We start from the raw sequence: 21,197 nt of genomic DNA on the forward strand, positions 1-21,197 counted from the left end.
AACCGTGCCACAGGCCGGGGGAATGGCGGTGGACCGCCACGAAGTGAGCCGAAAGTCCGGTCAGGGCAGGTGTGCGGCGCTATCGCGCCGCGTCGGCACATCCATCCCGTGACGTCCCGCTACTGATTGCTACGCACCGTGGTGATGATCACATCCTGCCGTCGTCTCTGGAATTCCGTCACATCGTGATCACAGAATCTGCATGGTCTGATACGTCTTCACGCGTGGTCCGTTTCCGGTCCCGCTCCAAGTGTTCCGGGGGACCCCGCCGTGTTCGGTCGACTTCCGTATGCCCGCAAGTCCCGCAACGCCCGCATCGGCGTGCCGGTCACGGCGGCCGCGCTGCTGGTGGGACTGCTGCCCGCGCAGTCATTCGCGCTGCCCCCGGACCCGGCGAAGGAGGAGACCGGCCGGGAGACGCTGACGCTGGAGGCACTCAAGCGGGACCTTCCGGTGCCCGGTGTCCGGCCCGTCAACCGCTCCCTGGACACGCTGAAGGCGGAGATCCCCAAGCAGCGCGTTGCCCCGCCGGCCGGCACCGTGACGCCGCCCTCCAACGTGAGCGGATCGGTCACCTTCGGATCGACGGCCACCCCCACCTCGGCCAGCGCCGACGCGCGGCAGGCGGCACTCAGCCCGGTGGGGACCCTGCCGGTCAGTCTCGGCCAGGCCCCCGACCAGCCGACACCGACCGGTACCTGGCAGGTCACCATCCCCGACCGGACCAGCGCGGCCGGCCAGGGCATCGACGGCACCCTGATGGTGGTTCAGGCCCCCGCCACCGGCGCCGTGCCGGTCTCCGTCAAGCTCGACTACGCCAAGTTCGAAAGCCTCTACGGCGCCGACTGGGCATCCCGGCTCACCTTCGTGCAGTTCCCCGAGTGCTACCTGACCACTCCGGACGACGAGGCATGCCAGGCCTATGAGGAGCTCGAGACCGACAACGACCCCTCCGCCCGGTCCCTGACCGCCACCGTCGACCCCGCCGCCGACGGCACCGTTGCACCGGCCTCCGCACCGTCCACCCCTGCAGCCGGCGCCGGGGCTGTCCAGGCTTCCTACCGCACGTCCACATCCGCGACGCCCGCGGCCGCCGGAGACAGCGCCGTGCTCGCCGCCGTCGACTCCGGTGCCGGCAGTGGCAGCTTCAAGGCCACTTCGCTGGCCACCAACGGCAAGTGGGCGGCCGGAGGATCGTCGGGAGCCTTCACCTGGTCCTACCCGCTGACCCTGCCCGAACCGCCCGCAGGACCGGCGCCGAAGATCTCCCTCGCGTACAACTCCCAGGCAGTCGACGGCCGCACCGCGGTCTCCTCACCCCAGTCCTCCTGGATCGGCGAGGGATGGAGCTACGACCCGGGCTTCATCGAGCGCCGTTACCGCACCTGCAAGGACGACCGCAAGACACTCACTTCCGGTACTCCCAACAACACCGCGTCCAAGGACAAGACCTCCGACCTGTGCTGGGTATCAGCCAACGCGGTGATGTCCCTCAACGGCAGGACCACCGAACTCGTCCGCGAGGTCAACACCACCGCTGACCCCGAGACGACGACCGACCTCTACCGGCCGCAGGACGACGACGGCACCCGCGTCGAACACCGCGTGGGCGCCGCCAACGATGACAACAACGGCGAGCACTGGGTTGTCACCACGGCCGAGGGCACCCGCTACTACTTCGGCCAGCACCAGGTCGGCGGCGGCCACGCAGACACCAACTCCGTCTCCACCGTGCCCGTCTTCGGCAACCACCCCGGCGAACCGTGCCACGCCACATCGTTTGCCGACTCCCGCTGCGGCAGCGGCAAGCAGCAGGCCTGGCGGTGGGGCCTGGACAAGGTCGTCGACATCCACGGCAACACGATGATCGTCAACTGGAAGCAGGAGACGAACTACTACGCACCGCGCAAGAAGTTCAAAAACCCCGAGCAGTACGACCGGCACGCCTACCCCACGTCCATCGAATACGGGATGCGTCCCAGCACCCTGACCAAGCCGTCCGCCACGGTCACGTTCGGTGCCAAACAGCGCTGCCTGCAGTCCGAGACGGCCTGCGACGCGGCGAACTTCGCCAAGACCGATGACCCCGGCGCCTACCGCTACTGGTGGGACACCCCCGGCAACCTCAACTGCAAGTCGACGTCCAAACTGTGCCCGTCCTTCCCGTCCTTCTGGACACAGATGCGCCTGGACACGGTCACCACCAAAGCCGCACGGGCCGGACAGAGCAGCCTCGGGCCTGTCGACACCTACACCCTGTCCCAGTCCTTCCCGGAGAACTGGTACGACACCTCCCCGGGCCTGTGGCTGAACTCCATCACCCGCACCGGCTACGCCCCCGGTGACACCACCGGCACCCTGCAGTCCAAGGACGGCGTCAGCTTCGCCGCCTACACCGTCGGCTCCAACTCCCCGCTCGCCGGGCGGCTCATGGACCGCCAGCTGCCCAACCTCGTCCCTCGCAGCAAGACCGACCAGCGGCCCGGCTTCACCCGCCCCCGCATCGGCACCGTCTCCACCGAATACGGCGGCGACATCGAAGTCGAGTACACCGGAGGCTGCGCGCTCGAGCCGGCCGAGGACAAGGGCAAGAACAACACCACCTGCTACCCGGTGCGCTGGTCGCCGGACGGCGACGACCGCACCCCCAAGAAGGCCTGGTTCAACAAGTACGTCGTGTCCTCCGTGACCGAGACCGACAAGGTCACCTCACACGGAGTTCCCGTCACCACCAAGTACACCTACACCCAGGCCGCCTGGTCCAAGAGCGACGACGAGTTCCAGCGCCCCGCCCTGCGTACCCACAGCGACTGGAAGGGCTACCGCCAGGTCGCCGTCCGCAAGGGCGCCAAGATCACCTCCACGGCCGGTGTGCTGAACAGCCAGTCCTACACCCTCAACCGCTACTTCCTGGGCGTCGGAGGCGAAGTGAAGGACTCCACCGCCACCCAGACCCTCGCCACCGATGACGCACCGCAGTTCGCCGGCATGACGGCAGAGACGATCACCCATGTCGCCTCCGGCGGCAAGGTACTCAAGCGCCAGCTGAACTTCCCCGACTCCCAGCAGACTGCCTCCCGCGCCCGGGAGAACGAGGACGCGACAGCAGGCGAGCCGCTGCTTGCCCACCGCACTTACATCAAGCGCACCGATGAGATCCAGACCGTTGATTACACCTGGCGCGGCGTCCGCACGACAACAACGGTTGACGACACCTACGGACTGCCCCTGCAGGTGGAGACAGCCGTCATCAAGCCCAGCGGGACCTCCGAGACCCTCACCGACCGGACCTGCACCACCACCTCCTACCTGCACAACACCACGGACTGGCTGATCGGCCTGCCCAAGCAGGTCCGCGTCACCGGCACCAGCTGCGCAGCCCAGGCCACCGCTGATCCGGCCACCCAGCTGAAGTCATCGGTGCAGCACAGCTACGACAACCTCACCTACGGCGCCACCCCTACCAAGGGCCTCCTCACCTCGACGGCCGGCATCAATGGCACCGGCACCGCCCACACCCATGTGACGACCACCAGCTACGACCCCCTCGGCCGGGTGCGCACCGTCACAACCCCCGGGGCCGGAACAACCGAAACGCAGTACACGCCCGGCGACGACGGCGGCCCTCTCACTCAGGTGAAGTCCATCAACGCCAAGGGCCACAGCAGCATCACGACCTTCGACCCCGGCCGGAGTCTGCCGCTCACCGTCACCGACGCCAACAGCCGCGTCACCCGCAACGAGTACGACGCCCTCGGACGCGTGGTCAAGGGCTGGTCCCCCTCCCGCTCCACCGCCGGCCAATCGCCGAGCGTGCAGATCTCCTACCAGGCAGCCACGGCTACCTCCAAGACCAACCGCCCCGCCTCGGTCACCCTCCAGACACTCAAGGACGACGGCTCCTACGCCACCACCATCACCCTCTACGACGGCCTGCAGCGCGAAGTCCAGACCCAGACCGACGCCCACGGCCCCGGCCGGATCATCACGGACACCCACTACAACGACCATGGCCTCGTCTGGGAGAAGTCCAGCGGCTATCTCGCCAAGGGCGACCCCAGCACCACCATGTTCCAGCCCAAGTCCCTGGACCTGGTACCGAGCTCCGTCAAATACCGCTACGACGGCCTCGAACGCCAGTACCGCGCCTCCGTCTACCACGGCGGCAACTACAAGTACGCCACCTACACCACCCACAGCGACACCTACACCGAGGTCAACCCCCCTGGTTCCACGGCCCCCCGGACTCGGACGAACGTCGACGCCCTGGGCCGCGTCACCTCCGTCAAGCACTACACCCGCGACAGCGGCGACACCGGGCGCACCACCGCCTACGAGTACGACGCCCGCGGCAACCGCAGCAAAGTCACCGACCCGGCAGGCAACGCCTGGACCTACGCCTACGATGCGCGCGGCCGGCTGACCTCCACAACGGACCCCGACACCGGCACCACCACCACCGGCTACGACGACGCGGACCGCCCCAACCACACCAAGGACGCCCGCCAGCAGGAGACGTTCACCGAGTACGACATCCTCGGCCGCGTCCGCTACATACGCCACGGCTCCGCCACCGCCAGCCCGGCCAAGGAATACACCTACGACACCGACATCACCGGCGCACTCGGCCAGCTGACCGCCTCCATCCGGCACACCCCGGACGGCGACTACACCAACCGCGTCACCGGCTACGACGCCGAATACCGCGTCACCGGCAGCGAAACCGTCATCCCCGCGAACGCGATGACCACCGGACTGTCCGGCACCTACGCCTACACCTACACCTACACACCCACCGGACAGCCGCAGTCCGTCACCCTCCCCGCCAAGGGCGGCCTGGCCAGCGAAAAGGTCGTCACCCGCTACAACACTGACGGTCTGCCCGAATCAACCTCCGGCCTGACCTGGTACACCGCCGACGCCACCTACTCTCCCTACGGCGAAGTCCTGCGCACCGTCTCCGGCGCCCAGCCCCACCGCGTGTGGACAACCAACTTCGTCAACCCCCACACCGGCAGCCTCCAGCGCACCATCACCGACCGAGAGACCGCCACCCACCGCATCACCGACAGCTACTACTCCTACGACCTCTCCGGCACCATCACCTCCAACGCCCGCGAGCTGACGGAGACGACCGGAAAGACGTGGGACACCCAGTGCTTCACCTACGACGTCATGGGCGAACTCACCCACGCATGGACGTCACAGACCGCCCCCGACGGCAAGGGCACCGGCTGCAAATCCGCCAACGGCGCCACCTGGGGCCACCGCACCGACTACACGCCCTCAACCGGCCCCGTCACTGACGCTCCCGACGAATCCACCGACGCCGCCACCCCCGACACCTCACTGTCGACAACCCTCGCCGCAGCTGCCCCCGACACCGCCACCCTCTCCACCGGCGACACCGCCTACCGCCAGTCCTTCACCTACGACTGGCTCGGCAACCGCGCCACCCTGACCGAACGCGACACCGCCGACCCCAGCAAGAACGTCACCCTCACCTACGGGCACGGCACGACCGTCGCCGGCAACGGCACCACCCCGTCGTACCAGACACAACCCCACACCATGACGTGGATCACCTCCACAACCGCAGGCAAGGGCAGCTCCTACACGTACGACGCGACAGGCAACACCGAAGTCCGCGACCTGCACAACACCACCCAGAACCTCGACTGGACACCCGAGAACAAACTCGGCTCCATCACCGACGACGGCACCAAGACCACCTACGTCTACGACGCCGACGGCAACCGCATCCTGGAGAACTCCCCGTCCGGCTCCACCCTCTACCTGGGCGAGACGGAGCTGACCACGAACCCCACGGGCAGTATCACCAAGGCATCCCGCACGTACGCCCAAGCCGGCGCGCCAGCAGCCACCCGAACGACCACGAACGGCTCGACCACCGGCCACAAACTCAACATCCTGCTCACCGACCACCTCGGCACGGCGAACACCACCGTCGAGACGGCCACCGGCCAGACGGTCACCCGCCGCGCCTTCAAACCCTTCGGTGAAACTCGCGGAACCAAGCCCGCAGCCTGGCCGAACAAGCGGAGCTACCTGGGCGCCGGCATCGATGACGCCAGCACGGGACTGACCCATATCGGCGCACGCGAATACGACCAGATCTCCGGACGGTTCCTGTCCGCGGACCCGATCCTCGACATCGCGGATCCGCTGCAGATGAACGGATACAGCTACGCCAAGAACAGCCCGATCAGCACCAGCGATCCCGATGGACTGAAGCCCGTCACTCAGTGCGACACGAGTTGCGACAACGGTGGATCCAATACCTACCGGGACTGGATGACTCAGAACTCAGACGGCACCTGGTCCTACCATTACGAGAACACCGCATGGACTTACGACGGCGAGGGCGACCTTCACAGCACCGTCAAGCGGGGCAGTGAACATCCTGGTGCGGGCAAGAAGACGGTGTACAAGCCGTACAACAATCAAGTTCAGGAAACGATCCTGGGTATCGCTGTCTCGCTCATCTTCCCCGACCCCTCGGACTGGCAGGACTGTCTTTCGGGCCCAACGCTCTCAAGCTGCGGATCCGCATCAATGGACCTGCCCTATGCCAAAGCACTGAAGCTGGTCCCTGACTCAGTGCTCAAGAAGGGCAAAGAAGCGGTCGATAAATGGTTGAGCAAGTGCAACAGATGCTTCCTTGCTGGCACCGACGTCCTCATGGCCAACGGCGACACTCAGGACATCGAAGACGTCAAGGTCGGTGACGAAGTTCTGGCCACCGACCCGGAAAGCGGCGAAACCGGCGCCCGCAAGGTCACCCATCTCATCGTCACCGAACACGACAAGCACTTCAACGAGCTCTCCATCGCCACACCGGACGGCATCGAGAAGCTGACGGCCACCCACGAGCACCCGTTCTGGTCACCATCGCAGCAGGACTGGATCGAAGCGGCCGAACTCGACTCGGGTATGACCCTCCTCACCGACGAGGGCACCACCGTCATCGTCACCGCGAACCGTGCCTTCAGCAGGCATGCACGCACGTACAACCTCACCGTTGACGACTTGCACACGTACTATGTTCTGGCGGGGCAGACCCCGGTACTCGTTCACAATGCAAACTGTGGACCTAACCTGAAGGATTTGCAGAAGGACTACCCCCGGCGCACTGTGGGCATCCTTGACGTCGGAACCGATCAGCTTCCGATGATTAGCGGTCCAGGTGGCCAGTCGGGACTCCTCAAGAACCTTCCAGGTCGCACGAAGGCCAACGGGGAGCACGTGGAGACTCACGCAGCAGCGTTCTTGCGTATGAATCCAGGTATCAGAAAGGCCGTGCTCTACATCGACTACCCGACGGGGACCTGTGGAACATGTAGAAGTACATTGCCTGACATGCTGCCCGAGGGTGTTCAACTGTGGGTGATTTCGCCGCGTAGGACTGAAAAATTCACGGGACTTCCTGACTGAGTCAGGAAAGTAGTCGGCGGCCGATCCACCTGGATCGGCCGCCGATTCGTGTTTCACTATCTACCAGGGCAGTGGTTCATCGGTTGTGTAGTTGTGAACGCCTGAGTATGAACGCCACTTGATTCCTGGGATATTCTCCGCCCAGGAGAGATCGCCTGGCGCCCTCGCTGCGAGGGTGATGTCATGACCTGCGTCGGGATCGTCGCTCGGGTGGACAAGAGCCAGCCAGCTCTCGTCGAAGAGGATGCGCGAACCGGGGGCCGGCCAGGCCCACGCAGGGAAGGGAAACTCATGGCTTCCTTCCCGAGACCAGAGCCAATCTGCCGAGACTCCTTGCGCGACTTTCGTCGTAGGAGCCCCCAGGATTGCCTCCATGATCGTGGCGTGAATCAAGAAATCTGAGAGCCGCTCGCCAGTCCGTCGCCACGGGGTCGGCTCGTCGGACGGCTCTCGCTCGTACACGAAGTAATCTTCACTTTTTGGATCGAATGCCCAAACCCAAGTTCCTTGGTTCTCAACCCAGAACGGAATCTTTCCGTCTTCTGCTGCGAGTTCCGCGAGGGGGATGGCGTAGTTGTGTGAAGTGATCTCCCCGCCCCACTGGGCAGAGATTTCATGCCACTCGACAAGCTCCCTAGGTGCATCAGGTGATTCCCGCAGTCTCGCATTGGGGGATTTCGGGGCGCCGTACCACCTCCGTAGAAATCGCAGCAGGCCCGGGCTGTCCGTGGGGGCGAGAGAGTTCATGTGAGACATTATGCGCTACATGCCGGGCGTCGACGGGGACTGATCGGCAAATCGCTAAAGCAAAACGGGAGCCCCATATGTGGGGCTCCCGTGGGTCATGACGGCAGTAGTTGACGGCAACGTCAGCGGACGAGTGAGGCGCAGGGTGGCGGTTCGTCGCCGTCGGAGCGTGCCGTCTCGGTGGCCTCCCGGCCGTCGAGCGCGGTGCCGAGGGTGTTGATGGCGTCTCGCTGGAGGCGGATTCGGACGTGGGCGTAGACGGTGGCGGTGACGCCGATGTGGGCGTGGCCGAGGAGTTCCTTGATCACGACGAGTTCGACGCCCTGTTCCAGAAGCAGGGTCGCAGTCGAATGCCTGAGGTCGTGGCAGCGGACGCGGCGCAGGCCAGCCTTGCGGAGGAGCGTGGTGAAGGCGCGGGTGAGGTTGGTCGGGTCGATCGGTCTGCCCTGCACCGTAGTGAACACGTGCCCGTCGTGAACCGTTCCGGGTTCGGTGGAGACTCGATTCCATGAAAGGATCGAGTCATGGCACGTCCCTCCTCCTACCCCGCTGAGCTGCGTAAACGAGCGGTCCGTATGGTCACCGAAGTCCGTGGTGACTACCCGAACGAGTCGGCCGCGTTGCGGGCGGTCGCGCAGAAGCTCGGCATCGGCTCTGCCGAGACGCTGCGCAACTGGGTCAGGCGGGACGAGATCGACTCCGGGCAGCGTCCGGGGACGACCACGGAGGAGTCCGCGGCAATGAAGGCGCTGAAGAAGGAGAACGCCGAGCTCAAGCGGGCCAACGAGATCCTGAAGGCAGCGGCGTCTTTCTTCGCGGCCGAGCTCGACCGGCCACACACACGCTCGTAGCGTTCATCGACGAGCATAACGACCGCTTCGGCGGCGTCGAGCCGATCTGCCGGGTCCTGACCGACCACGACTGCAAGATCGCACCGTCCACCTACTACGCCCACCACAAACGCCGGGCCGCACCCTCGGCCCGCACCGTCCGTGACGCCGAACTGAAGACCTTGATCACTCAGGCGTACGAGGCCAACTACCGTGTCTACGGCGCCCGGAAGATCTGGCGGCACCTGAACCGGCAGAACGTTCTGGTGGCTCGCTGCACCGTCGAACGGCTCATGCGCGACCTTGGCATCACCGGAGCGGTCCGCGGCAAGAAGGTGATCACCACGATCCCCGATGCGAGTGCTCAGCGGGCCCCGGACCTGGTGGACCGTGACTTCGTCGCCCCGGCCCCGAACCGCTGCTGGGTCGCCGATTTCACCCATGTCGCCACATTCGCCGGCGTCGTCTACGTGGCCTTCGTCGTGGACACCTTCTCCCGCCGCATCGTCGGCTGGTCGGCAGCCACCTCGAAGGAGACGCGCCTCGTCCTGGACGCCCTCGAGATGGCCCTGTGGCAACGCGACCGCGACCAACATGCCTACGAGAAAGGCGAGTTGATACATCACAGCGATGCCGGGTCGCAGGGCGGATTCAACCGGTCGTCGCAACACCTTGATTTCGGAGGTGTTCAAGATCGCTACGGAGGACTGGAGCAGGAAGACCGGCGATGCGCCCGCGGAACTTCGGCGGCAGTGGCGTGCTGACCGGGCGCTGAGGCCAGCGATGCGCTCGCCTGGCCGGCCTGATCCGTCTCGGGTGGTGCAGCGGCAGTTCTGGCGGCTGATCGCCACGGGCGTCACGACGGCTGAGGCATCGCTGGCGGTCGGGGTGTCGGTGCCCGTCGGTTCTCGGTGGTTCCGTCACGCTGGCGGCATGCCGCCGATCTCGGTGTGCTTCAGGTCAGTGGATCCGTGGGTAACACGAGGATGCTGGGTGAGCCGACGGGCTTCGGCCAGGACGTCGGCGTCGACCTGTGCCGGCGTCCTGTCGCCGTATTCGAGGATGTCGTACTCGTCGTCCAGGTTGGCGAGTTGTGCGGCCAGGGGCGGTTCGTGCCCGAAGCGCTGGTGGATCCGGAAAGCCAACTCGCGTGGTGTCAACTCGCCGGCCAGCATTCGGGCGGCAAGTGCTCGTGCGGCGGCTTCCTGTCCGGCAGGGCTGCCTGCTGGGTGGAAGGTGAGGCCCAGTTCGTCGAGTGCTGGGGGGAGGAGGTCGTGGACGTCGTAATCCGCCTCTGCGCGTGTGCACGCGGCCAGTATCCGCAGGGCGGGACTGTCGAGGCCGGCGACGAGCGCATCACAGGCGCTGGTGACGACATCGGTCGCACCGATCTCTCCCATGCGCCAGAGGGCGGCATGGTCCTGGAGGGCGCAAGCCCGTGGTCGGGCTCATGGCCGGGGTCTGCAGCAGCCAGCAGCCCCTGCGTACCCCTCCGAGGCAGTCACTGCGCAGTGACTGCGCAGCCCAACGCGCCGGTGCGCAATACCCCCTGTGGCCGGGTGTGGTGGGGCTTGTGGTCGGGGCTGCGCATGCCCGTGGTCGGGTTCGTGGTCGGGGCTGCGCTCCCGCCGGCTACAAGTCTGTGCACCCGTGGGAGCAGAGCGCTGCGCAGCTGCTGCTGCCCTTCTCCGTGACGGCGCGGCAGCTGCCTGGAGGCGAGCGGCCAGGGTGCGCCGCTCGATGCGGTGTGGATGGCTGCCATGAGCGCACCCACTCACAGTGCGCACCGAGCGGAGTTGAACATGTTCAACTTTCGTGGCAGCGTGGGTGCTTGTTGATCTGCTGTGTGAAGCGGCCCGGGGTGTGGCGTGCGTGAGGGGGAGTCATGTGTGTGGAACGAGGGCGAGTTGCTGTGGGGTTGCGTGGAGTGGTTTTGGCGGTCGTGGTGTTGATGCTGGCCTCGGGGTGCATGTGGCAGCCGCAGGCGCTGGCTCGGGCCGAGATCGTAGGCACCTGGGCCGAGGGCGGTACCGGGACTGTGCTCTTCAAGGACGACGGGACCGTCGTGGTGACCGGCCTTGCCGAGTTCAATGACGAAGGCGACAAGGTGTCGGAGTGCAGCGGCACCGGCGAGTGGGGCGTGTACCCGGACGGCGAGGAAGCGGAGCAGGTGTCGGTCACCGTGTGCGACGGCAATCCGTGGGAGTTCGGCGGTTCGAAGGAGCATCCGGAGATGCGGCGTCTTGTGGCGGATCCTTCGTACGGGAAGTACCAGACCCTCAGCCGCAGGTAGCGGAAGCCGCACGGCGCCTCCCGGCGCGCCGTCCGGGTGCACCCGGAGGTGGCCGTGCTGGTCGTCATGGCGGCGGGTGTCGGTGACGAAGGACCATCTGGCAGCGGCCACGGAGAAAGGGGCCGGGACCCAGCGGGGTCTGTTCAGGACTCCGATCGCGAGTCACGCGTACGGCTGCCGCCTGGCCGTCTCTTACTCCTGCTGGTTTGGCCCGGGAGGCCTCGGGTGCCCCGGCGGCACCTGTTGAAGCGACCGAGCGAGCATGTCACGTCCCGGTCAACATGCCCAGAGCTGGTCGGGATTGTGGCAGGGTCGGGCTCATGGCCGGGGTGCGCATCCGGCATCCGGCAGCCCCTGCGCATCCGTCTGGTCCGGTGAGTGTGCAGCGCCCCGTCCTCCGCCTCCAACATCAGCTGCCTTCTCGCCGTACTCGAGAGCGCCACAAGATGTGGCGCCGCGCTCAGGAAGGCGGCGCACCAGCCGGCCCCGACCGGACCACCGGCCACCAGGGCCGACCACGGTCACGACTCGACAGCCTTGCCGTAAGCCGGGCCAACCCCACTGCCTACCGTCCGCAGCCGGACAGGGCGGCTGCCGCGCCCTCGCAGCTCACCACGGGCAGACGGCAGCGCCCCCAGGAGCAGATCGTGCGGAACAGTCCGGAGCTTCTCGCCCGTTTGCAGACCGCCTGACGCCCGGCCGCAGCGGCCGCGCCCCGGCAGGCAGCCGACCACGGCAGCAGCGGCTGCACACGGTGGACCGTACCGTGAGACGCTCGGCCTCTGGCCGGCTTGTCCGTGTCCGCTGTGGGAGCTTGTGCGGGCGGTTTTGCCCCCGCGCCGTGGAACGCCCGGGAGCTGATCGACGGGTTCGGCTCGCCTTTCGGCGGCTTGTTGTAGGGGACCGGGCAATTCTGCCGGTTCTCCTCAGCCCGGGAAATCCCTCGTCGACGAGAAAGCCGCACAGTCCGCCGTCACCGTAGTCCTCGACTGACCGGGTGTCAGCTCCCGCTCACTCGGTAGGGGATCCCTGGCTTGCCACATACGCCCCGCGCAGGGCGCCGAGAAACCCGACCGCAGCGCCGATCCAGGCGAGCCACAACCATGCGCCTCCAACGACGGGATTCTCTGTCGCCAACAGGTAGCCGGCCGCCGCCCAGAAGACGCAGCCACCGATGTTCGCCCAAAGTCGAACACGTGGACTGAATGTCACTCCCCGGCCCCCACAGAAACAAAAAGGGTGCTGCTGATGATGACCAGCACAGTAGACGAATCGATCACAGCGCCACCCGATCGGGGACGGCAACAGCCGCTGAACAGTGCCTGACCCCGGCACCTTGCCGGCCGGCGCGACACCTTGCCCACGATCGCCCTGCTGGGACCACGCCGGCGGGGCGGTCCTGTCCTCACTCGTCGGCACCCTCAGTGCCCGCCCCGTCTGCATTGTTCAGCGTCGCCCAACAGGCTCCTGCGCAGCCGTTGATGTCCTGCCCGTGGCGGCGCAGCAGCCGTCTGTACCGCGACCCCGGACTGCAGGTGGTCTGTCCCGCGGGCCGTGTGCGCTGCTGTGGGGAGCGTTGCGTCCCGCCGGCTATGGGGGCGGTAGGTGTCCGGTGAGGGTTTTCCATTCCTTGCGGGCTTCTTCGAGTTCGGAGTCTGCGGCTTTGCGGTGTGGGTCGTGGCGGTTGCGCTGCCGTACGCCGGCGAGTTTTGTGCGTGCTGTCTCCTGCAGAAGCCCGGGTGTCGGCGCGGGCTTCTGCCAGCTGCTTTTCAGCGTGGGTGAGCTGGTGGGGGAGCCGGGCACGGAAGGTGTTCTCGTCCGCGGCGCGGGGAGCGGAGCGGGTGAGGAGTGTGCGGGGGACGTGGACGAGGGTTTCGGACTCTTCCTGTCCCGCAGCTGCACCAGGTGCTGCGGGTCTGTCTCCTTGCCGTCTGAAGAACCCGTTCTTGTGCTCCCCGCGTCCTGGGCGTTGTGTGGCCTTTGCAGTGCGTGTCTGGGGGCTGGTGGGGGGTGTGCCGTCACAGGCTCATGATGATTTCGTCATGTACGGTGGGGGAGTGACCGAGCAGAGCATCTACCGCCACCTGCGGGAGTTCCGTGAGGCTTTCGACAAGCCTGAGCCGCTTGCCTGGCCGGAGATCAGCCACGGCCAGCTGCTGATGATGATGAGTCCGAAGAAGCAGCACCAGCTGGTCGCTCACCGGCTGCGTACCCAGCTTGAGCCTCAGCTGGCAGCGGACCTGGTGCTGATGGTGGAGACCGACATGGAGGACGTCAGTTTGGGCGTCCTGCGTGTGCCCGACCTCGTCGTGATCGACGAGGAGGAAGCCACCCGCGACAGTGACGCCATCGACCCGCGCCGTTCCCACCTGGTCATCGAGATCGTCTCGCGGTCCAATCCGGCCAATGACTACGAGGGCAAGCTCCGTGACTACCCGGCCATGGGAGTCCCGCACTACCTGATCGTCGATCCCCGTGACGGCAGCGCCGTCCATTACTGGGCACCCACCCGGCGCGGCGGTGAGCCGGCCTACGACAATCGGCAGCATTACCTTTTCGGGGACACGGTCACGGTCGCCGGGTGGAAGATCGATACGGCCGGGCTGCCCCGTTATGGTGCGGACGCCGGACTGTGAGTGACACCGCGGAGCTGGTGCGGTCCTGGCGCAGGCAGCGGGGGATGTCCCAGGCGCGGCTTGCCGAGCTGGCCGGGACCGGGCAGGCGGCGATCTCCCGGATCGAGTCGGGCAGAGACCTTCCCACCCTTGCCCTGTTGGAGCGGATCGCCGCAGCGCTGGACTGCCGCCTGACGGTGAGTTTCACCGCGGGCGGGGAACACGTTTCGTCCCCGCCGGCGTGCTGACGAGGGGTAGTGCGGGGACTGGATATGGGACGCCGGCCGGGTCCGGTGCGCGGCTGCGCTGCTGCCTGGGCCTGCTCCAGCAGGGGCCCCCTGACGACGTGGCCGGCCAGACCAAGGAGCCGTCCACGGCCCCGCTGAACGCCCCGCAGAGCTCGGCAGTCACCCATGCGTCGGAGGTGTGGAGGCATGTTGGCTATCGCTCGCGCCGGTGGCCTTACAGCTCGCTCCATGCTTGTGGTGTGCCGCCGGTGAGGGGTGTCCATACGGGTTGGGTGGGGCCGTGTTGTTCGAGGTCTTCGAGTACGGCGGCTCCCAGCGGGACCTCTTGGGCGAGTGCCGCGACGAGCGGGTGCTGGGCGGTCATCGCCTGCAGGTCGCTGATCCGGTTCTCGAGTCTGGTCCGGGAGGCGCCGGTGAGGATGAAGAGCACACGGGGGAATACGGGATACCGGCGCAGCCATGCGGGGCCTGTGGTTGCCTGTCTGCGCCGGCCGACGGGCTGGGCTTCGTACTGGAACAGCCGTGCGTATTCGATGAGTTTCACGGCGAGGCGTTCGCTGCTCATGGTGGTGCGGTCGAGTTCCACGAACGCGCGCAGCTTCCGCCGGTGTTCACTGTCGATGGCCGTGTAGTGCATCACCGCGTCGGCGACGAGCCGTTCGCCTTCACCGATGGAGTGGGACACCTCGGGGGTCCAGTCCCAGGGGCCGTGTTCGTGCCCGAGCCGGCGGGCGTCCGCGGCGAAGGCAAGGTGTGCGCGGACGACGGCGAGTGTGTGCGGGGTCTTCAGCGACGCTGCCGTGGTGGAGGTGATGGGGTAGGGCGGGCGTCCCCGCAGGACGGGCAGGTCCCGGGTCAGCCGCGCGCCTTCCTGGGTGAGGTACCAGGCCTGGGTGCGGGTCCGGTTCGCGTCAGGCAGAACCGTGCGGTCCGCGAGGCCGTCGGAGCGCAGCCTGTTCAGGACGCGGGACATCACCTGCCGTGTGCCGTCCGGGCGCAGCATCCGGCGCAGCTGGCCGGTGGTGGCGATGCGGTGCTGCGCGAGCCCGGCCAGCACCTGGTGTGCCAGAGGCTCAGCGGTACTCGGGGCCGGTTCCGTCGCCGGAGTGCCTCGCGTGCTGCTGCTCATGAGAGGTTTCCTTCCGCGGCCGTGCCGGTCCCCGGGCGGAGAGCGCTTCGGTGTGTTGCTGAGGAAACCCGCGGGCCCCGACCGGAGGCCCGACCACGTAGCCCCGACCACGGTCACGAAGTGGGAACAGCTTCCCGTTCCGCGTCTTTGCTGACGTCCATGGCCCCGACCACGGGCCGCGCCCGCGCGCCGGAACGGCTGCCTACAGCAGGGGAGTTCGCCGGCCTGACGGCAAAATCCCGGCGGGTGAACCAGGAAGAAGGCGGCCCCAGCGGGTTCCAGGAGAGGTTCGGCGATGGCCGGCCGGCAGCGGCCGGGGGCTGCTGCGGGGTGTGGTGGCGAGGCGTGCCGTGCCGGCCATCGTGCGGCACCCGGCCGGCAAGGGGCCAACGGCCCGTAACCGGATGCCGCGTCTGCGGGGGTGGTGGGCGCAGGGGCGCTTACTGCCGGTTCCTGCCGCGGGGCTGGGCGGCCTGTTCGAGGATCCGCCGGCGGGTCCACCGCCGGCGCCCGCCCTTCTCGGTGAGCGCGTCGGGGGTTTCCAGCAGGGGCAGGTTGCCCTGGGAGAGGCTGCTGGCGAAGGAGTTGACGCTCTTGAAGCCGAGCAGTGCTGCGGCCTGGGTGGCTCCGAGGAGTTCATCGGGGTCGCCGTCGGCGGGGACGTCGGGGAGTTCGGGGGCGGTGCGCTTCGCGCCGGCGTGCTTGCCGCGGCCCGGCCGGGTGGCCATCCAGTCGAGCAGGGTCTGTACGCGCCACAGTTTGCGGCGGTAGGGGTTTTCGGCGGTGCCCAGTTCTTCGACGACGTCCGGGTCGGGGAAGTACCCGGGGTGGTCGCGGACGAAGGTGCTGACCTGGTTGGAGTTCTTGTAGCCGAGGAACCTCGAGGCCTCAGCGGCGTTGAGCAGGTCCTGCGGGTCCCGGGCGGGCGGTGTGTGCCCGCGCAGGCGTGCCGGCGGGCGGTTCGCGAACCAGTCGCTGACTGTCGCGTGGTCCCACAGGCGGGCACGGCCGCGCATGCCGGCGATGTCGGGGAAGCCGTTCTCGGCGCGGTTGTTGTAGAGGCCGCTGATCCGTGCCGGGGTCAGGCCCTGTTCGGCTGCGATCTCGGCAGCGTCGGCCAGGTGAGGCTCGCGGCGCGAGGTCATGGCAGAGCCGCTTCCGTCCTGTCGGAGGTGAGCCGGCCCGCCCGGCCCTCAACTCACATAATGGCAGGAGTTTGGGGTGGGGGTCCAGTACGCTGCCCCGGGTTTCCCCGGCCGGTACGAGGAAGAAGTCACTCCTGCGGGATCAGGCACACACCGCGGCGAGCGGCGTCGTGGGCCATCTCCGTGTAGGCCAGGGCTGCCGGAGTCGTCTCCCACTCGGCCAGGGCGAGCAGCAGGACCAGCTCGTCTCTGTCCTGGGAGGCATCGCACGCCATACCGGCGGCGGTCACGCCCGCCACCAGATCCCCGCCGGGCAGGCCGGCGCTGCGGGCCGCCACCATCTCGCGGTGGTCTGTAAAACCCTGCTGGTACAGCTCGCTCGCTTCGCGCAGGAGCAGTACCAGGTCCTCGTCGTGGGCGGCGGGTGCGGCCGCGGCGAGGTCGAGGAGGCGCTGGGTGGTCGTCATCAGCAGCAGTATGCCTTCCAGGATGGGACGGGCGCCTGAGCGAGAGGGTTCTTGGCCGTCTGGTGAGGAAGCGGGGATTCACGGCTGAGGTGATCGAGGCTGCGTGTGCGAGGGAACGCCGCGAGGCGATGTAGCGCTACGAGTCCGAGCTGTCCGCGGCCGGCGGGGGTCCGCGGCCTGAACCCTGTATGTGTCTTGCCGTCAGGTCCCCCGGTAGTGCGGCTCAGGTCTCATCTGAGGCGGGTGGCCTGACGGCTCACTGCGGAGGCGCGAGGTGCTCCAATTTCGCCTCATGAACAGCGTGGCGGGGGAATGGTGGGAGAACGTAAACGTCTGGGCGATTGTGGTCGCAGCCGTGATCGCCCTGCTGGTCGGCTGGCTCAGTGCTTGGGTTACGTACCGGTCAGCCAACCCGAAGCTCCGCCTCACGTGGTGGCTTCGGGTGAACAGTCCACTGATTCCTCCCTCGTACGCTACCTCCCGGATCACGGTGAACGCCGCTGGAGTTCAACTGACCGAACCCCGCATCGTGGAGTTCGAGTTGGCCAACGCCGGGCGCAGGGATGGGATCGGAGAGGTTCTCGCTCCCGGCGAGGAGGGCGCTGAGGGGGTGAGGACGTGTCGATGTTCCACAACAACGAGACCATCGTCATTGACCTTGGCGTCCCGATCGTCACACTCCTCGCGTCCGAGAGCCGCCCCGACGGCGCCTCTCCGTCGCTGGTGTTCCCGCCGACGAAGCCGAGCCAGTTCGAGATCGAGCCGAGCCACATCGCGCGAGGGCAGTCGGTCACCTTCAGGCTCCTGGCGGATGGCCCGGAGGCCAAGGTGCGGATCACGCGAAAGGCTCTCGTTGATGCGCCGATCGAAGAGGTCGTTCCCGGTGCGACTGCGCGAAACCTCGCCGAGGTTGCGGCGCAGGCAGCCACGTTGGTCCTGTCGCGACGCTTGTGAACGATTCTAAAGGCCGGTGGCGGGGTCTTCGGCGGTAAGCCGCAGCGGCCGGTGGGGGATGACTGCAAGGAGTCATCGCCCACCCCCTTTGCATGCTCGTCTGGCGTCAGTGTGTGGAACCACCCGGCTCGGTCTCGCCGGGCTGGGATCCTTGCTTCAGCAGGAGACGGTCAGCCGTCACCTCAGGGCTCGCTGCATGTCCGACGATTCCATCGTGGCAGCCGTATTGAGGCGATCGCGCGCTGCCGGATGTGCAAGAAGAGCCGAAGCCGCCGAAACGGTCAGTACAGGCAAAGGGGTAGCGGGTCATGAGCAGCGACAGTGTGCTGGGCACTGTAGTGATTTGCACGGCTCTGGACATCGAGTACATCGCCGTCCGTGAGCACCTTGAGGGCCCGTTCGGCGAACGGGAGGAACGCGGCACGATCTATCAGATCGGCGCCTTCTCCACCGGCCGCGGCCGCTGGACGGTTGCCCTGACCCAGACCGGTGCCGGGAACACCCAGGCCGGCGTCGAGCTCGACCGCGCCATCGCGGTGTTCCACCCCACGCTCGTGCTGTTCGTCGGGGTGGCCGGCGGCCGCAAGGATGTCGCCCTGGGCGACGTGGTGATCGCCGATGCCGTCTACGACTACGAATCCGGCAAGGACACCGCCGAGGACTACCTGCCCCGCATCAAGACCACTGCGCCGTCACACCGTCTGCTGCGCCGCGCCGGACACCTTGCCCGCGATGACGCCTGGCAGCACCGCATCCTGCCCGCCGCACCCGAGGAGCCGCCGAAGGCGGTGGTCAGGCCGATCGCGGCAGGCGGCAAGGTCGTCGCCGATGGGAACTCGGCCACTGCACAGTTCCTCGACCGGCATTGTGGTGACGCCGCGGCGGTGGAGATGGAGGGTTATGGGTTCCTGCACGGCGCCTACGTCAACGACACGGTGCAGGCACTGGTCGTGCGCGGCATCTCCGATCTGCTCTCCGGCAAGACGGAGACCGCCGACGCTCATTGGCAGCCGGTCGCTGCCCGCCACGCTGCCGCGTTCGCCGCGGAACTGCTGGCCCGCTACACGGCACCATCGGCCATGACGGCTGGTGCGGTTCCGCGCCAGCTGCTTGCGGCGCCGGCGGGGTTCGTCGGCCGCATCGACCAGTTCGCCGCTCTCGACCGCCTCCTGCCCGCCCCCGACGGTGCGGTGGACCTGCACGGCGGCCACGAGGCGGGTGCAACGGCGGTGATCTCTGCGATCGGCGGCACCGGCGGTATCGGTAAGACCTGGCTCGCCCTGACCTGGGCCAACCGCAACGTGGACCACTTCCCTGACGGACAACTCTCGGTGGACCTGCGTGGTTTCAGCCCGGGCGAGCCGCGCCACCCCGCCGATGTGCTGGCCGACTTCCTCGCCGCCCTCGGCGTTGACCGCGATCACCAACCCTCAGACCTTGACGCCCGTGCCGCGCTGTACCGCACCCACACCACCGGCAAGCGGATGCTCATCCTGCTCGACAACGCAGCCACCCCCGACCAAGTCGTCCCGCTGCTGCCCGGCGGCACCACTTGCACTGTCCTGATCACCAGCCGCGACCGGCTCCGTAGCCTCATCGCCCGCCATGGCGCCCGCCCCGTGCACGTCGACGTGCTCACCGACACCGAAGCCCGCACCCTGCTCACCACAGCCCTCGGGGACACCCGCCCCAGCAATGACACGACCGGACCGATCACCGAGCTGATCGGTCTGTGCGGCGGATTCCCGCTGGCGCTCGGCCTGATCACCGCGCGTCTACGGACCCACCCCGAACTGCTGGAGGACCTCGTCGCCGAACTGCGCGACCTCGGCCTCGACGCGCTGGACTCCGACGACCCCGAGTCCAGCCTGCCCACCGTCCTGTCCTGGTCCCTGCACCACCTCGCGGACGAGCAACGCACCTTGTTCGGGCTGCTCGGCATCGCCCCCGGACCTGATGCCACCCTGCCAGCCGTCGTCTCTCTCACGGCCCTGGCCCCGGCTCGTGTCCGCAGGGCATTGTCCGCGTTAGAGGAGGCGTCTTTGGTCGAACGGCGTCCGGGCGACCGCTACTTCATGCACGACCTGGTCCGCGACTACGCCGCCACCGCCGCCCGCGATCTGCCCGACGACGTGCGGCAGCCGGCCCTGGTCCGGGTGACCGACTTCCATCTGCACACCGCCCACGCCGCCGACCGCCTCCTCAATCCCCACCGCCAGCCCGCGCAGCCCGAGCCGCCCGCACCTGGCGTCCACCCGCAGCCGCTGCCCAATGCCGCGGCCGCGTTCGCCTGGCTGGAGGCCGAACACGCCACCCTCCTCGCCACCCAGCGCACCACCGCCACCCTCGGCCGCCACCGCGCCGTCTGGCACCTCGCCTGGGCGCTCGAAACGTTCCACTACCGGCGGGGACACCGGCGCGACGCGCTCTCCTCGTGGCAGGCCGCGCTGGACGCCGCCGCTCACCTACCCGATCCCGATATCGGCAGCCGCACCTACCGATTCCTCGGCCGCGCGTACTCCAGACTGGGCCGCCACGAGGAAACCACTGGACACCTGGACCGGGCCCTCGAACTGGCCGTGTGCCACCACGACCTCACCGAACAGGCCCACACTCACCGGGTCCTCGCGGCCGCCTGGGAGCTCCGGGGCGAGGACCAGCAGGCCCTGGACCACGCCCGACACGCCCTCGCCCTCTATCGCACCCTCGGCCAATCGACAGGAGAAGCCGAGACGCTCAATCAGGTGGGCTGGTACTCCGCGCGCCTTGGCGACTTCGACACCGCTCGCGAATACTGCAGCGCCGCCCTCACCTTGCATCGAGACAGCCGCAACTACACAGGCGAGGCAGCCACACTGGACAGCCTCGGCTTCATCGCCCACCGCACGGGCGAGCACCGACAGGCCCTCGACCACTACCACCAGGCCCTCACTTTGAGGCGCACTCTCAGCCATACATACCAAGTCGCGGACACCCTCGACGGTGTCGGCCATCCGTACACCGCCCTCGGACAACACGACCAGGCCCGGGCGGTATGGCGGGAAGCTTTGGACCTGTATCAGGAGCAAGGCCGCGACACCGACGCCCAGCGCGTCCAACGGCAACTCGACGAACTCGACAACCCGAATGCCGTCATGAATTCTCACAAATGACCGGTCGGGTCGCGCCGTGGTGCTCGCGCGCGGCCCGCAACCGGGATCCCAACGCGGCCAGCATGCCGTCGACGTCGTCGATTGCCACCCTTCCCGCTCCCTCTATCCGTGCCGCTCCACCGCTCTGTCCTGCGAGATTGCCAGAATGGCAAGGCTGATCGC

13 protein-coding genes and 2 pseudogenes are annotated in these 21,197 nt (G+C 67.5%); 9 read left to right on the forward strand and 6 right to left on the reverse strand.

Annotated elements, in window-relative coordinates; all coding sequences use genetic code 11:
• The first annotated feature begins 270 nt into the window (after window positions 1-270).
• Window positions 271-7,455, forward strand: a complete 7,185-nt coding sequence (locus tag AB0E07_RS34160; RefSeq protein WP_362260804.1) for a polymorphic toxin-type HINT domain-containing protein — start codon at window positions 271-273, stop codon at window positions 7,453-7,455.
• A 60-nt stretch (window positions 7,456-7,515) separates the two neighbouring features.
• Here AB0E07_RS34160 and AB0E07_RS34165 read toward each other — a convergent pair whose 3' ends face one another.
• Window positions 7,516-8,202 (reverse strand): hypothetical protein, encoded by a 687-nt coding sequence (locus AB0E07_RS34165; protein ID WP_362260806.1) that lies wholly within the window; start codon window positions 8,200-8,202, stop codon window positions 7,516-7,518.
• Window positions 8,203-8,324: 122 nt separating this feature from the next.
• Window positions 8,325-8,675, reverse strand: a pseudogene (locus AB0E07_RS34170) (tyrosine-type recombinase/integrase); the annotation flags it as partial.
• Window positions 8,676-8,726: 51 nt separating this feature from the next.
• Here AB0E07_RS34170 and AB0E07_RS34175 point away from each other — a divergent pair.
• From AB0E07_RS34175 to AB0E07_RS34185, 3 genes and pseudogenes are all read left to right on the forward strand, one after another.
• On the forward strand, window positions 8,727-9,053 hold the full coding sequence (locus AB0E07_RS34175) for a transposase (RefSeq protein ID WP_362260808.1): 327 nt from the start codon (window positions 8,727-8,729) through the stop codon (window positions 9,051-9,053).
• Between the two features lie 5 nt (window positions 9,054-9,058).
• Window positions 9,059-9,796 carry an IS3 family transposase gene (locus AB0E07_RS34180; protein ID WP_362260855.1) on the forward strand — a complete coding sequence of 246 codons (738 nt, stop codon included), beginning with the start codon at window positions 9,059-9,061 and terminating at the stop codon, window positions 9,794-9,796.
• Window positions 9,726-9,983, forward strand: a pseudogene (locus AB0E07_RS34185) (IS30 family transposase); the annotation flags it as partial. The gene AB0E07_RS34180 and the pseudogene AB0E07_RS34185, both read left to right, overlap by 71 nt.
• On the opposite strand, the gene AB0E07_RS34190 reads toward AB0E07_RS34185, so the two are convergent.
• Window positions 9,953-10,432: a hypothetical protein gene (locus tag AB0E07_RS34190; protein WP_362260810.1), complete on the reverse strand. Its 480-nt coding sequence runs from the start codon at window positions 10,430-10,432 to the stop codon at window positions 9,953-9,955. The pseudogene AB0E07_RS34185 and the gene AB0E07_RS34190 sit on opposite strands and share 31 nt — an antisense overlap.
• Window positions 10,433-10,965: 533 nt before the next feature.
• On the opposite strand from AB0E07_RS34190, the gene AB0E07_RS34195 reads away from it, so the two are divergent.
• The 3 genes from AB0E07_RS34195 (at window position 10,966) to AB0E07_RS34205 (ending at window position 14,188) form a co-directional block, all read left to right on the forward strand.
• A complete protein-coding gene (locus AB0E07_RS34195) occupies window positions 10,966-11,325 on the forward strand; it encodes a hypothetical protein (protein ID WP_362260812.1) in 360 nt (119 codons plus the stop codon).
• A gap of 2,057 nt (window positions 11,326-13,382) precedes the next feature.
• On the forward strand, window positions 13,383-13,961 hold the full coding sequence (locus AB0E07_RS34200) for a Uma2 family endonuclease (RefSeq protein ID WP_362260814.1): 579 nt from the start codon (window positions 13,383-13,385) through the stop codon (window positions 13,959-13,961).
• A complete protein-coding gene (locus AB0E07_RS34205) occupies window positions 13,958-14,188 on the forward strand; it encodes a helix-turn-helix transcriptional regulator (RefSeq protein ID WP_362260816.1) in 231 nt (76 codons plus the stop codon). The genes AB0E07_RS34200 and AB0E07_RS34205 overlap by 4 nt, the downstream gene beginning before the upstream one ends.
• Before the next feature lie 214 nt (window positions 14,189-14,402).
• On the opposite strand, the gene AB0E07_RS34210 is transcribed toward AB0E07_RS34205, so the two are convergent.
• From AB0E07_RS34210 to AB0E07_RS34220, 3 genes are all read right to left on the reverse strand, one after another.
• Window positions 14,403-15,317 carry a replication-relaxation family protein gene (locus tag AB0E07_RS34210; protein ID WP_362260818.1) on the reverse strand — a complete coding sequence of 305 codons (915 nt, stop codon included), beginning with the start codon at window positions 15,315-15,317 and terminating at the stop codon, window positions 14,403-14,405.
• A gap of 440 nt (window positions 15,318-15,757) precedes the next feature.
• A complete protein-coding gene (locus tag AB0E07_RS34215; RefSeq protein ID WP_362260820.1) occupies window positions 15,758-16,462 on the reverse strand; it encodes a hypothetical protein in 705 nt (234 codons plus the stop codon).
• Between the two features lie 128 nt (window positions 16,463-16,590).
• Entirely contained in the window at window positions 16,591-16,929 is a 339-nt protein-coding gene (locus AB0E07_RS34220; protein WP_362260821.1) for a hypothetical protein, read from the reverse strand.
• Between the two features lie 624 nt (window positions 16,930-17,553).
• Between AB0E07_RS34220 and AB0E07_RS34225 the strand changes: the two genes are divergently transcribed.
• Window positions 17,554-17,883, forward strand: coding sequence for a hypothetical protein (locus tag AB0E07_RS34225; RefSeq protein ID WP_362260822.1), 330 nt, complete (start codon window positions 17,554-17,556; stop codon window positions 17,881-17,883).
• A gap of 308 nt (window positions 17,884-18,191) precedes the next feature.
• Window positions 18,192-21,035, forward strand: coding sequence for a tetratricopeptide repeat protein (locus tag AB0E07_RS34230; protein ID WP_362260824.1), 2,844 nt, complete (start codon window positions 18,192-18,194; stop codon window positions 21,033-21,035).
• The last annotated feature ends 162 nt before the right edge of the window (window positions 21,036-21,197 follow it).

This window comes from Streptomyces sp. NPDC048002 (assembly GCF_040653275.1).
Classification (GTDB): Bacteria; Actinomycetota; Actinomycetes; order Streptomycetales; family Streptomycetaceae; genus Streptomyces.